Annotated in this window: 10 protein-coding genes; 3 read left to right on the plus strand and 7 right to left on the minus strand. The window is 58.3% G+C overall.

All coding sequences use genetic code 11. From position 1 onward, the window contains the following. Positions 1 to 4: 4 nt before the first annotated feature. From SCD_RS04440 to SCD_RS16970, 5 genes are all read right to left on the minus strand, one after another. Complete coding sequence (locus SCD_RS04440; protein WP_009206318.1) at positions 5 to 727, minus strand: UDP-2,3-diacylglucosamine diphosphatase; 723 nt, start codon at positions 725 to 727, stop codon at positions 5 to 7. Between the two features lie 90 nt (positions 728 to 817). Further along, on the minus strand, positions 818 to 1,309 hold the full coding sequence (locus SCD_RS04445; RefSeq protein ID WP_009206317.1) for a peptidylprolyl isomerase: 492 nt from the start codon (positions 1,307 to 1,309) through the stop codon (positions 818 to 820). Further along, a complete protein-coding gene (locus SCD_RS04450) occupies positions 1,302 to 1,952 on the minus strand; it encodes a peptidylprolyl isomerase (RefSeq protein ID WP_009206316.1) in 651 nt (216 codons plus the stop codon). Before SCD_RS04450 ends, SCD_RS04445 begins: the two co-directional genes overlap by 8 nt. Continuing rightward, positions 1,949 to 3,196: a L,D-transpeptidase family protein gene (locus SCD_RS04455; RefSeq protein WP_232504431.1), complete on the minus strand. Its 1,248-nt coding sequence runs from the start codon at positions 3,194 to 3,196 to the stop codon at positions 1,949 to 1,951. The genes SCD_RS04450 and SCD_RS04455 overlap by 4 nt, the downstream gene beginning before the upstream one ends. Before the next feature lie 7 nt (positions 3,197 to 3,203). Further along, positions 3,204 to 4,307, minus strand: a complete 1,104-nt coding sequence (locus tag SCD_RS16970) for a tetratricopeptide repeat protein (protein WP_009206314.1) — start codon at positions 4,305 to 4,307, stop codon at positions 3,204 to 3,206. A gap of 104 nt (positions 4,308 to 4,411) precedes the next feature. On the opposite strand from SCD_RS16970, the gene SCD_RS04465 reads away from it, so the two are divergent. From SCD_RS04465 to SCD_RS15575, 3 genes are all read left to right on the plus strand, one after another. Next, entirely contained in the window at positions 4,412 to 6,094 is a 1,683-nt protein-coding gene (locus SCD_RS04465; RefSeq protein ID WP_009206313.1) for a glutamine--tRNA ligase/YqeY domain fusion protein, read from the plus strand. A gap of 112 nt (positions 6,095 to 6,206) precedes the next feature. Continuing rightward, positions 6,207 to 7,598: a cysteine--tRNA ligase gene (gene cysS / locus SCD_RS04470; protein WP_009206312.1), complete on the plus strand. Its 1,392-nt coding sequence runs from the start codon at positions 6,207 to 6,209 to the stop codon at positions 7,596 to 7,598. Between the two features lie 95 nt (positions 7,599 to 7,693). Continuing rightward, on the plus strand, positions 7,694 to 9,727 hold the full coding sequence (locus tag SCD_RS15575; RefSeq protein ID WP_009206311.1) for a putative bifunctional diguanylate cyclase/phosphodiesterase: 2,034 nt from the start codon (positions 7,694 to 7,696) through the stop codon (positions 9,725 to 9,727). Between the two features lie 24 nt (positions 9,728 to 9,751). Here the strand turns inward: SCD_RS15575 and dnaJ are convergent, their stop codons facing one another. Continuing rightward, positions 9,752 to 10,882: a molecular chaperone DnaJ gene (gene dnaJ / locus SCD_RS04480; RefSeq protein ID WP_009206310.1), complete on the minus strand. Its 1,131-nt coding sequence runs from the start codon at positions 10,880 to 10,882 to the stop codon at positions 9,752 to 9,754. A 94-nt stretch (positions 10,883 to 10,976) separates the two neighbouring features. Then, on the minus strand, positions 10,977 to 12,890 hold the full coding sequence (dnaK, locus tag SCD_RS04485; protein WP_009206309.1) for a molecular chaperone DnaK: 1,914 nt from the start codon (positions 12,888 to 12,890) through the stop codon (positions 10,977 to 10,979). Positions 12,891 to 12,894: the final 4 nt, after the last annotated feature.

Genomic DNA, 12,894 nt, shown 5'->3' on the forward strand with positions numbered 1-12,894 from the left:
AGATTTAGATTTGAATTGGCTCGCATCCTGCGGCATCGCAGCGCAGATAGCTGCCATGATCATACCAGCTATCCAGTACCCAGCGCTCGCAATCGCGGCCATCGACCCGGTGCCGGTGAAGGGCGGGACGGTGGGTGTGGCCGTGGATCAGGCGGGGGTAGGCGTGTTCGCGCAGGGCGGCGGCGACCGCGTCCGGGTGAACATCCATCTCCACGATGGATTTCAGTTGCTTGTCGGCCTCGCTGCGCTGGCGCAGTGCCTCGATCTCGGCCTTGCGCTCTGCCAGAGGGCGGGCGAGGAACTCCGTTTGCCATGTTGGTTGTCTGACCTTGGCGCGGAAGGAGAGATAAGCTGTATCGCCGGTACAAAGGGTGTCGCCATGCATCAGCAGGGTCGGGGTGCCGTAAAGGTCGATCAGGGTGGGGTCGGGGATCAGGCGGGCGTGGGCGGCGCGCGCGAAGTCCTCGGCGATGAGGAAATCGCGGTTGCCGTGCATGATGAAAACCGCTGTGCCATTCTGGCTTAATTCCGCCAGAGTGCTTGTGACCGTAGCATGATTGGGATCGGCCAGGTCGTCGTCGCCTGCCCAGTATTCGAACAGGTCGCCCAGAATGTACAACGCCTCAGCCCGGGATGCGATGGAGCGAGCAAACTCTTTAAATACTCGCGTAGTCTGCGGGCGCTCCGGGCTTAGGTGCAGGTCGGCGACGAACAGGCTGTGGGGCATGGTGTTCAGCTATCAGTTTTCAATCATCAGTAAAGTCTGCACGGCTTCACCGAGCTCAAAACCAAAACTGACGGCTGAAAGTCCTTATTGTTATATCACTTCGACGCTCTCGATCACCACATCTTCAAGAGGCACATCCTGATAACCTGCCTGGCTGCCGGTCTTGACCTTGCCGATGCGGTCCACAACCTCCTTGCCGTCAGTTACTTTGCCGAAGACACAGTAGCCGAAGCCCTGCGGAGTTGGCGCGGTGTGGTTGAGAAAGCTGTTGTTGGCCGTATTGATGAAAAACTGGCTGGAAGCCGAATGGGGGTTGGGGGTGCGTGCCATGGCGATGGTGTAGGTTTCGTTCTTCAGGCCGTTGGCGGCTTCGTTCTCGATCTCCGCCAGGGTTTCCTTCTGGATCAGACCCGACATGAAACCGCCGCCTTGAACCATGAAGCCATCGATGACGCGATGGAATATCGTGCCGTCGTAAAAGCCTTTTTCTGCGTATTTGAGGAAATTCTCAACGGTTTTTGGGGCTTTTTCGGCATCCAGATCGAGGGTGATGTCGCCGAAATTGGTGTGGAGCTTAACCATGGGTCTTTTCCTTTTTGCTCAGTTTGATTTTCTTGGGGGATGTTGCCGGCGCCGCCTTGGTGATTTCCGCCAGAGTTTCGGTGGCTAGCGCCATTTCCTCGATGACCACCGGTTCGATCGGAACGTCGGCGGTAAACGGCCCGCCGGATGCTGTTGGCAGAGCCCCGATTTTTTTCGCGATATCCATACCTTTGATTACTTTGCCGAAGACGCAATAGCCGTAGTAATCGGGATGGGGGCGGTGGTGGTTGAGAAACTTGTTGTCATCGAGGTTGATGAAGAATTGTGCGGTGGCTGAGTCCGGGTCATAGGCACGCGCCATGGAGAGCGTGCCGCGTTCGTTCCTGAGGCCGTTGGTCGCTTCATTGGGAACGGGATCGAAGGTGGGTTTGTACTGGAAATCCGGGGTGAAACCACCGCCCTGGATGATGAATTGCTGAATGGTGCGGTGGAACACAGTGCCATTGTAATGGCCACTGCTGACATAGTGCAGGAAGTTGGCGACGGTTTTAGGCGCCTTGTCAGGATACAACTCAAGCACGATTTCGCCCTGGTTGGTACGCATTTTGACCAGCGGATTGGCGGCGAGCGCGCTGGTACTGATGAGCAAGCTAATGATGATCATGGTCAGACGGAATTTCATGCGGCCCCCTCGTAGACAATTTTCCATTCGTTGCTGTCGAACTTCCAGTATTGTCGCTTGCGCATCTGGTTTTTCAGATTGTTACTGCTGTAATCCTGGTTGAATGTTATCACCATCAGGTTATCGTTGCCCGGGTAGCTGAAGATGCTGATATTCGACAGTTTAATCTTGACCCAGGTTTTGCTGGCGTTAACCTGGCGCTTCTGTGCGTCCCAGGAACTGTAGTTTTGGCCGGGGGCATTGAAGTTTCGTGAATAATGCCGTAAATATTTATCAGAATCAATGCTCTCCCAGTCGTGCCGCCAGTCCTCGACGAGTTTGCTGAGTTCGCTACGCTGGGCGGCGAGTTCCTTGGGGTCGACCCAGTCTACCTTGTCGCTGATTATTACCGGGGTCAGACCCACCTGCAGGTTCTTTCCGATTGTATCCATGTCAGGATTGGCCAGTACCACGCAGCCGTTGCTGGCGCGCGGCGGGCGGCTGTAAGTGTCGCTGGGCACGCCGTGCAGCCAGATGCCGTGGCCGTTCTTGCCCTGTTGACGGTCCCATTCATTAGGATAGCTGATGGGGAAGGCGCCGGTGCCGTAAAAATCGGAAATCTGGGTTTTGGGCAGGCTGGCTGTAATGAAGTAGACGCCAAGAGGTGTTTTCTGGTCGCCTTCCTTGTTTTTTTCGGCGCCGGCCTTGCCGCTGCTGACATAGTAGTCGGCCACATAGCGTGGCGTACCGTTGTCGTTCTGGAACAGGTAAAGCCGTGATTTACTGGTGTCCACCACGATCGCGTGATGTTGTTCCGGCTGGAACTGGACCAGATATTTGGGCACAAGATTAACCGGCATCTGCTCCAGGTGACGGAGCAGGCGGGCGCGGGCTTCCTCGCGCAGATCGGAGATTTGATGCTGGGAGGCGCCGGCGGCGCTACCGATGGTACTGAGTGGATGCGCCCGCGCCATTAGCAGGTCGCCCCGGATCAGGTGGGCAAGCTTGAAATTGGGGTAGAGCTTGAGCAGGGCCTCGACGTCGCTCATGGCGAGGTCGAGGTGGTTTTGCCGGATTTCCAGCAGGCTTTTTACCAGCATCGATTCGAGGTCGCTTGGAGACTGGTGTTGCGGAGCTTCGCTTTTTTCTTCGGGACCGGGACGGTGATCCTTGGTCAGGGCGAAAAAGCCCAATACTGAGGCCAAGGCGACTGCAACGACAAGGGTGATCCTGGCTATACCGGACAAATGGAAGGTTCTGCGCAAAATGTGACTACCGGCCGACCCGCTCCTGCTGGATCAGCCATTTATCTCCCACTTTCACCATTGCAATCGTTTTTGTCGTGGTTGATTGCAAGGCATCGGATTTGTAAGATTGCTTGAAAGTTACGCTGGCATGGCCGGCATCGCTAATGGTGACGCGCGGGGCTTCGATGCCGACGTGGATTGACTTGGGCCGACTGATGCGATTCTTGCGCTCTTTTTCCCAGGATGCCCGGCTGCCGCCCGACACCTTGAAATCCTTGGCGTAATAGGAAAGATAGGAGCTCACGTTTTTGCTCGACCAGGCATTGGCCCAGCCGTTGAGCGCTTTCAGTACGCCGGCCTCGGTGTCGGATTTGCTGACTTGCTCGGTTACGGGCGCGGCCTTGGGTTCCAGTGCGGGTTTGGCAGGCACCGGTGCGGGGGCTGGCACTGGTTGCACTACGGAAGGGGTCGGCGCGGGTACGGGCTTGATTGGTTCGGGTTTTGCCGGGGTTGTTGCGGGCGCGGCGGCAGGGGTAGGGGTAGGGGCAGCCGTTGGGATTACGGTCTTGGTCGGGGCTCGGTTCGATTTGCCGTTGGCGGAGAACAGTTCCTTGACCAGCGCCAGCTTGGTTTGCGCAGCGACATTACCCTTGTCCAGTTGTAACGCCTTGTCATAGGCCTGGCTTGCCATTTTGGCGTAGATGTCGCCAAGGTTCTCGTGCGCGGTGGCATAGCTGGGGTGGGTGTTGATCGCCATTTCCAGGGCATGGCGGGCTTTATCGTACTGCCCCTGGGAGGCATACAGCACCGCCAGGTTATTGTAGGGTTCGGGCAGTTCGGGGTATTCCTCGGTAAGCCGGGTGAATATCTGGATCGCTTCTGCCTTCTTGCCCTGCTCTGCCAGGATCAGCCCCTTGAGAAAACGGCCTTGGGCAATCTTCGGCCCCTGGGCGTCCTTGGGGCGGTTGGTGAGATAGCTTTCGAGGCGTTCCAGGGCCTTGTCGTTCTGCCCCTGTTTGTAGAGCTTGCTGATGTCCTGCAACTCATCGGCGCGTGCAGGCTGACCGAAGGTGAAGAGCAAGGTGCAGAACAGGGAGGCTAAGATCGTGGCAATGCGGAAACGGCTCATTGGTAGTATACTTTTCACTATGTGGCAAACAGGCTGAATTCTAACAAGAACCGCCCCTTTCACCAAACCCTTTGCTTCGAATCTTTTCAGAATGACCCAAGTTTATGAGCAGCAGCGATAACACCCCCATTCCCGTTCCCCATTTCATCCGCAACATCATCGAAGCCGATCTGGCCAGCGGCAAGCACAAGAGCATCGTCACGCGCTTTCCGCCTGAGCCCAATGGCTACCTTCATGTCGGCCACGCCAAGTCGATCTGTCTGAATTTCGGCCTGGCGCTTGATTATCAGGGTCGATGTAACTTGCGTTTCGATGATACCAACCCGGAGAAAGAGAGCGAGGAATACGCCCGGTCGATTCAGGACGATGTGCGCTGGCTGGGCTTTCAGTGGGACGGCGAGGTGCGCTGGGCATCGGACTATTTCGAGGCGTTGTACGATTACGCGGTCGAGCTGATCCGGCAGGGCAAGGCTTATGTAGATGACCTCAGCGCCGAGGCAATGCGCGAATATCGCGGCACGCTCACCGCGCCGGGCAGAAACAGTCCTTACCGCGATCGCCCGGCGGCAGAAAATATCGACCTGTTCGCCCGCATGCGCGCCGGTGAGTTTCCCGACGGCAGCAAGGTGTTGCGCGCCAAAATCGACATGGCTTCACCCAACATCAACCTGCGTGATCCGGCGATCTACCGCATCCGCCGCGCCCATCACATCCGCACCGGCGACCAGTGGTGCATCTACCCGATGTACGACTACACCCATTGCATTTCCGATGCGCTGGAGAACATCACCCATTCATTGTGCACGCTCGAGTTCGAGGATCACCGTCCGCTTTACGACTGGGTGCTGGACCAGCTGCCGGTGCCTTGCCATCCGCAGCAGATCGAATTCTCACGCCTGGAGCTGCAGTACACCCTGACCAGCAAGCGCAAGTTGAACCAGTTAGTGACGGAAAATCTGGTTTCGGGCTGGGACGATCCGCGCATGCCCACCATCACCGGCATGCGCCGGCGCGGCTACACGCCCGAGGGCATCCGTGAGTTTGCGCGGCGCATCGGCATCTCCAAGAGCGACAACGTGGTCGATATGAGTGTGCTCGAGGGCTGTATCCGCGAGGACATGGAAGTGCGTGTGCCGCGCGTGATGGCGGTGGTTAAGCCGCTGAAAGTGGTGATCACGAACTTCGTCGAGGGCGAAACGCAGTCGCGTGAAGCCGGCTTCCATCCTAACCACCCCGAGTTTGGCAGCCGGGTGGTGCCGTTTTCGAAAGAAATCTGGATCGAGGCCGACGACTTTGCCGAAACACCCCCGCCAGGCTGGCAGCGCCTGGTGCCGGGCGGCGAGGTGCGGCTGCGCTACAGCTATGTGATCAAGTGCGACGAAGCGATCAAGGATGCCGTCGGCAACGTGGTTGAACTGCGCTGCTCGATCGATCCGGATACTCTCGGCAAGAACCCGCAGGGCCGCAAGGTCAAGGGCGTGATTCACTGGCTTTCCGTCGAGCATGCACTGGCGGCGGAAGTCCGGCTCTACGACCGCCTGTTTACCGTCGCCGAGCCGGATGGCGACAAGGCGCGCGATTTCCGCGAATTCATCAACCCCGAATCGCTGACCGTGGTGCAGGGCTGGGTGGAAGCCGCCGTGCGCGATGCCGCGCCCGAAACTCGCTACCAGTTCGAGCGCCTCGGCTACTTCTGCGCCGACCGTCGCGACCATCAGCCCGGCGGCAAACTGGTGTTCAACCGCACGGTCACGCTGAAGGATTCGTGGACCAAGGAACAAGGCTGATTGGGTGAGAGGTTAGAAGGTGAGGGGTGAGGCGGAAAATCAAAACCTCCACCGTGCCGATTTTGAGCTTTCCCTTCACTCCTTACACCTCACCGCTTTAAAGGTTTATTCAATGCTGAAAATTTACAACACCCTTTCTCGCTCCAAGCAGGATTTCATCCCTATCGAATCCGGCAAGGTCCGCATGTACGTCTGCGGCATGACGGTGTACGACTATTGCCACCTCGGTCATGCGCGGGTGATGGTGGTGTTCGACATGATCAACCGCTGGCTCAGGGCCGACGGTTTCGATGTCACCTACGTGCGCAACATCACCGATATCGACGACAAGATCATCAAGCGTGCGGCCGAGAACCACGAGCCTATCGATGCCCTGACCGGCCGCTTCATCGCCGCGATGGACGAGGATGCGACGAAACTGGGTGTAGAGAAGCCGGAGCATGAACCGCGCGCCACCCAGTACGTGCCGGGCATGATCGCCATGATCCAGGCGCTTATGGACAACGGACTGGCGTATGTAGCGAGGAGCGGCGACGTGTGCTATTCGGTGCACAAGTTTCCCGGCTACGGCAAGCTTTCCGGCAAGTCGCTTGATGATCTGCGCGCCGGCGAGCGAGTGGATGTCGCCGTGGGCAAGGACGACCCACTCGACTTCGTGCTGTGGAAATCGGCCAAGCCCGGCGAGCCGCAGTGGGATTCGCCTTGGGGGCAGGGCCGCCCGGGCTGGCACATCGAGTGCTCGGTGATGAGCGATGCCCTGCTCGGCGAGCATTTCGACATCCACGGCGGCGGCGCGGACTTGCAGTTTCCCCATCACGAGAACGAGATCGCCCAGTCCGAAGGCACCCACGGCCACCAGCACGTCAATTACTGGATCCACAACGGCTTCGTGCGAGTGGACAACGAGAAGATGTCGAAATCGCTCGGCAACTTCTTCACCATCCGCGAAGTGCTGGAGCGCTACGATGCCGAAGTGGTGCGCTTCTTTATCCTGCGCGCCCACTACCGCAGTCCGCTCAACTATTCCGACCAGCATCTGGACGATGCCAAGGGCGCGCTGACGAGGCTTTACACCGCGCTAAAAAATGTCCCGCCTCACCCCTCACCTCTCACCCCTCACGGCGTAGCGATTGACTGGCATGACCCTTATGCCGCCGCCTTCAAGGCGGCGATGGAAGACGACTTCAATACGGCCGAGGCGGTTGCTGTATTGTTCGACTTGGCCAACGAAGCCAACAAAACTCACGATAAACAACTTGCTAGCCTGCTCAGGACATTGGGTGGGGTGCTGGGATTATTGCAGCGCGGTCCGAGCGAGTTTTTGCAGGGCGGCGCGGGGGAGTCGGGTTGCACGCCGGAACAGATCGAACAGCGTATCGCTGCACGGATTGCTGCGAAAAAAGCCAAGGATTATGCTGCAGCCGACCGCATTCGCAAGGAATTGCTGGATCAAGGTGTCGTGTTGGAGGATACGCCGCAGGGCACGGTTTGGCGGCGCGCTTAGTGTCAGTTCAGCGCGGAAGTTGGTTGGTCTGGTTTTTGATGCTAAAGTAAGTGCCTGGTTTTAAAAATAAAAAATATCAACTGGCGGAGGCAGGTATGGTGAATGTCTTGGGTGAAAACCCTTTTCTCGGCACGTCGCAGATGGGCCGGTTCGTGGTACGCCTGTCGGATATGGCGCTGATCAAGGCGGATGACAGCTTTCTGGGGGCGTTCGGCGTCAGCCGCGATGAATCCATCGGCAGTGATGTAGGTAACATGCTGGACGCCAAGGCGCTGACGAAAATTGTCGCTGCCGCGCGCAATACTTCTACCACCGCCCGTATTTCGTTGAATATTGACCACCGCGATGGGCGCAGGGTGCCGCTGGAAGTGGTGGCCTGCATTGACGATACGCTCGAAGGCGAAGTGCTGCGCTGCTTCGCCCTGCTTATGACGCAGAACCACGAAGAATTTCAGCACCGCCGTTTCCTTGCCTCTGCGATAGAAGTTTCCAGCCAGGCGATAGTCATCGCTAATAATTTGCGTGAAATTGTTTACGTCAACCCGGCATTTACCCAGATCACCGGCTATGATTCCGGCGAAGTGCTGGGTAAGGATCTCTGCGAGATACCGGCCCTGGAAACTGACGAGCTGGCGATCGCCATGTTGCGCCAGGGGATTGCCGCAGGCCGCCCGGTGCAGACCGAGCTGCTGAGCCGTGACAAGGATGGCACCTCCTACTGGGTGGATCTTTCGGTCGTGCCGGTGAAGGATGATCACGGCGCAATCGGGCACTTCATTGCCACGGCCCACGATATCACCCAGCGCAAGCAAGTCGAGGCGGAGATGTGCCGTCTGGCGCAGGAGGACCATCTCACCGGTTTGTCCAATCGCCGTGCCTCCGAAGAACTCCTGGAACGGGAGTGGAATCGTGCGCGGCGCGGGAAGGGTACTTTTGCCATTGCCATTGCCGATATCGACCGTTTCAAGCTGGTCAACGACCAGTACGGCCATCAGGTCGGCGATCTGGTGTTGCAGCATGTCGCCAAGACCATGGAGCAAGCCCTGCGCAGCGGCGACTGGGTCGGTCGCTGGGGCGGGGAGGAATTTCTGATCTGCTTCCACGGGGTGGATAATTTTGGCGCGCTGATTGCCGCTGAACGGCTACGCAAACTGATCAAGTCCAGTCCGCTTAAAACCGCTCAGGGAGAGCAGCCGCTCACTATGAGTATTGGCGTGTCGCAATATCAGCCTGAGTTCGATGATATCGACACGATGCTGGCTCAGTCTGATAGCCTGCTTTACGAGGCTAAGCAGACCGGGCGTGACAAGGTGCTTTGCTATGGCTGTTCCGATACGCGTATGGAAAGCGTTATCTGGGAAGGGTCGCAGGTGCAGCGCGCGTTGCACGAAGGGCGGTTGATTCCCGCCTACCAGGCGATCGTCGATCTGAAAAACCGTACCATCGTCGCCGACGAGGCCCTGGCGCGAATCCGTGCCAAGGACAACACGCTGGTGGAAGCAAAGAACTTTATCGAGGCCGCAGAAGCGCTGCACCTGGTGGCGTCGGTAGACCAGTCAATCTCATCCAGCGCGATCGCGCGCTGTTCGCACGCGGTGCTGCAGAAAAGCGCCATCGCTGGACACAAGCACTTTATCAACCTGTCGCAACAGTTTCTCGCCAACGGCGAACAGGTCGGAGCATTTCTTGCGCGCGCCCAGGAGTATTGCGAAATGTGCGGCGACACTGCAGGCACGGCAAAGCCGGTGGTGATCGAGATCACCGAACGTCAGGGCGGCGACATCATGCTGCTCAAGAAAAATCTCAAGCCGTTGACCGACTTCGGCTTCAAGCTGGCGCTGGACGACTTCGGCAGCGGCTATTCGTCGTTCCGCTACCTGGCCGAGTTGCCGGTGGATTACCTCAAGATCGAAGGCTGGATGGTGGGTCGGATCACCAGCGACAAGCGCACTCGCCTGCTGGTGGAAACCCTGGTCGGCACGGCGCAGAAATTAAGCATCACTTCGATCGCCGAGTGCGTCGAGAACGAGGAAACCGCTCAGATGCTCTACGACATGGGCGTAGACTGGGCGCAAGGCTACCATTTCGCCCATCCCATGCCGGCTGTGGAGATGACTGCAGCACACTGAAACGCAATCGGCTCGATCAATCCGCTACGGCCCGAAGAACTGTTTCATCTTGTCCATCCAGGATTTGGTGCGCGGGTTGTGCCGGGCGCCATCCTCCTCGTTGAGCGTCTCCAGTTCGCGCAGCAGTTCTTTCTGGCGATCGGTCAGGCTGACCGGCGTTTCCACCACCATGTGGCACATCAGATCGCCGTGAGCGCTGCTGCGGACCCCTTTGATGCCTTTGCCACGCAGGCGGAATACCTTGCCGGACTGGGTTTCTGCCGGGATCTTGATTTTGGCGTGGCCGTCCAAGGTCGGGATCTCGATTTCGCCGCCCAGCGCTGCCGTGGTGAAGCTGATCGGCATTTCGCAGTGCAGGTCGTTGTGGTCGCGCTGGAAAACCGAGTGGGCCTTGATCTGGATGACCACGTACAGGTCGCCCGACGGGCCGCCGTTGACGCCGGCTTCGCCTTCGCCTGAAAGCCTTATACGATCGCCTTCATCCACACCGGACGGGATTTTTACCGCCAGGGTTTTGTGCTGTTTGACGCGTCCGCTACCTGAGCAGGTGCCGCAGGGGTTGGCGATCATCTTGCCGCTACCGTGGCACTTGGGGCAGGCTTGCTGGATCGAGAAGAAACCCTGCTGCATTCGTACCTGGCCGTGACCCGCACAGGTAGTACAGGTTTCCGGTTTGGAACCAGGCTTGGCGCCGCTGCCGTGGCAGGTGTCGCACTCTGCCATGGTGGGGATGCGGATTTTGGTTTCGGTGCCGCGTGCGGCATCTTCCAGCGAGATTTCCAGGTTGTAGCGCAGGTCGGCACCGCGGTAGACGTTGGATCGTCCGCCACGGCCACCGCCGGCACCGCCGAAGATGTCTCCGAAGATGTCTCCGAAGGCGTCGGCGAACCCGCCGCTGAACCCGCCCGCGCCACCCATGCCGGCCTGTTGGTCGACACCGGCATGGCCGTACTGGTCGTAGGCGGTACGCTTGCTCGGGTCGGACAGGATTTCGTAAGCCTCCTTGGCCTCCTTGAAATGCTCTTCCGCTTTCGGATTGTCCGGGTTGCGATCCGGATGGAACTTCATCGCGAGCTTGCGGTAGGCCTTCTTGATCTCGTCGTCGTTGGCGTCCTTGTTGACGCCTAGAATTTCGTAAAAGTCGCGTTTGGACATTTAATTTTTCACCACAGAGACACAGAGGCACAGAGACCATAGAGAAACCGTTCTTCCGGTTTTCTCTATGCCTCTGTGCCTCTGTGGTTAGGCCTTACTTCTTCTCGTTTTTGACTTCTTCGAACTCGGCATCCACCACGTTGTCATCAGCCTCTTTCTTGGCTTCTGCTCCACCTGCTTCGGGTTGCGCCTGTTCGGCATACATCTTTTCGGCCAGCTTGTGGGAAGCTTCTCCCAGCGCCTTGGTTTTGGCTTCTATGGTGTCCTTGTCGTTGCCCTTGAGCGCTTCCTCGGCTTCTTTCAATGCGGCCTCGATCGCGGTTTTTTCATCGGCAGTGATCTTGTCGCCGTAGTCGACCAGGGATTTCTTCACCGAGTGCACCATGCCATCGCACTGGTTGCGGGCGTTGACCAGCTCCAGCGTTTTGCGGTCTTCCTCGGCGTGGGAGGCTGCGTCCTGCTCCATGCGGCGGATTTCCTCTTCGGACAGGCCGGAACTGGCCTGAATCTTGATCTTGTTCTCCTTGCCGGTGGCCTTGTCCTTGGCAGAAACGTGCAGGATACCGTTGGCGTCGATATCGAAAGTGACCTCGATCTGCGGCATGCCGCGTGATGCCGGCGGGATGTCGGAAAGGTTGAACTGGCCCAGGCTCTTGTTGCCGGAGGCTACGTCGCGCTCACCTTGCAGCACGTGGATGGTCACTGCGCTCTGGTTGTCCTCGGCAGTAGAAAATACCTGGCTCGCCTTGGTCGGGATGGTGGTGTTCTTCTGGATCAGCTTGGTCATTACGCCGCCCATGGTCTCGATGCCCAGGGACAAAGGCGTCACGTCGAGCAGCAGTACGTCCTTGACTTCACCCTGCAACACGCCGCCCTGAATGGCTGCGCCGATGGCGACGGCTTCGTCCGGGTTAACGTCCTTGCGGGCTTCCTTGCCGAAAATCTCCTTTACCTTCTCTTGCACCTTGGGCATGCGGCTCTGGCCGCCGACCAGGATCACGTCGGCGATGTCTTCGAGCTTCACGCCAGCGTCCTTGATGGCCATGCGGCAGGGCGCCATGGTGCGCTCGATCAGCTCCTCGACGAGAGACTCGAATTTGGCGCGCGTGACTTTTACGGCCAGGTGTTTAGGGCCGGACGCGTCGGCAGTGATGTAGGGCAGGTTGACTTCGGTCTGTTGCGAAGAGGACAGCTCGATCTTGGCTTTCTCGGCGGCGTCTTTCAGGCGTTGCAGGGCGAGCATGTCTTTCTTCAGATCGATGCCGCTTTCCTTCTTGAATTCGTCCACCAGGTAGTCCATCAGACGCTGGTCGAAGTCTTCGCCGCCGAGGAAGGTGTCGCCGTTGGTGGAGAGCACCTCGAACTGGTGCTCGCCTTCGATTTCAGCAATTTCGATGATGGAAATATCGAAGGTGCCGCCGCCGAGGTCGAACACTGCAATCTTGCGGTCGCCTTCCTTCTTGTCCATGCCGAAGGCGAGCGCGGCCGCAGTCGGCTCGTTGATGATGCGCTTGACTTCCAGACCGGCGATGCGGCCGGCGTCCTTGGTGGCTTGGCGCTGGCTGTCGTTGAAGTAGGCCGGCACGGTGATCACGGCTTCGGTGACTTCCTCGCCAAGGTAGTCTTCGGCGGTCTTTTTCATTTTGCGCAGCACTTCGGCAGAAACCTGTGGCGGCGCCATTTTCTTGTCGCGTGCCTGGACCCAGGCGTCACCGTTGTCAGCTTTAAGAATCGTGTAGGGCATCAGGTCGATGTCCTTCTGGACTTCCTTTTCCTCGAAACGGCGGCCGATCAGGCGCTTCACAGCGTACAGCGTGTTTTTCGGGTTGGTGACGGCCTGGCGCTTGGCTGGCGCGCCGCACAGGATTTCGCCGTCTTCGGCATAAGCGACGATGGATGGCGTGGTGCGCGCGCCTTCGGAGTTCTCGATGACCTTGGACTGGCCGTTTTCCATCACCGCCACGCAAGAGTTGGTGGTGCCCAAGTCAATACCAATGATTTTTCCCATGTTT

The organism is Sulfuricella denitrificans skB26 (assembly GCF_000297055.2).
Classification (GTDB): Bacteria; Pseudomonadota; Gammaproteobacteria; order Burkholderiales; family Sulfuricellaceae; genus Sulfuricella; species Sulfuricella denitrificans.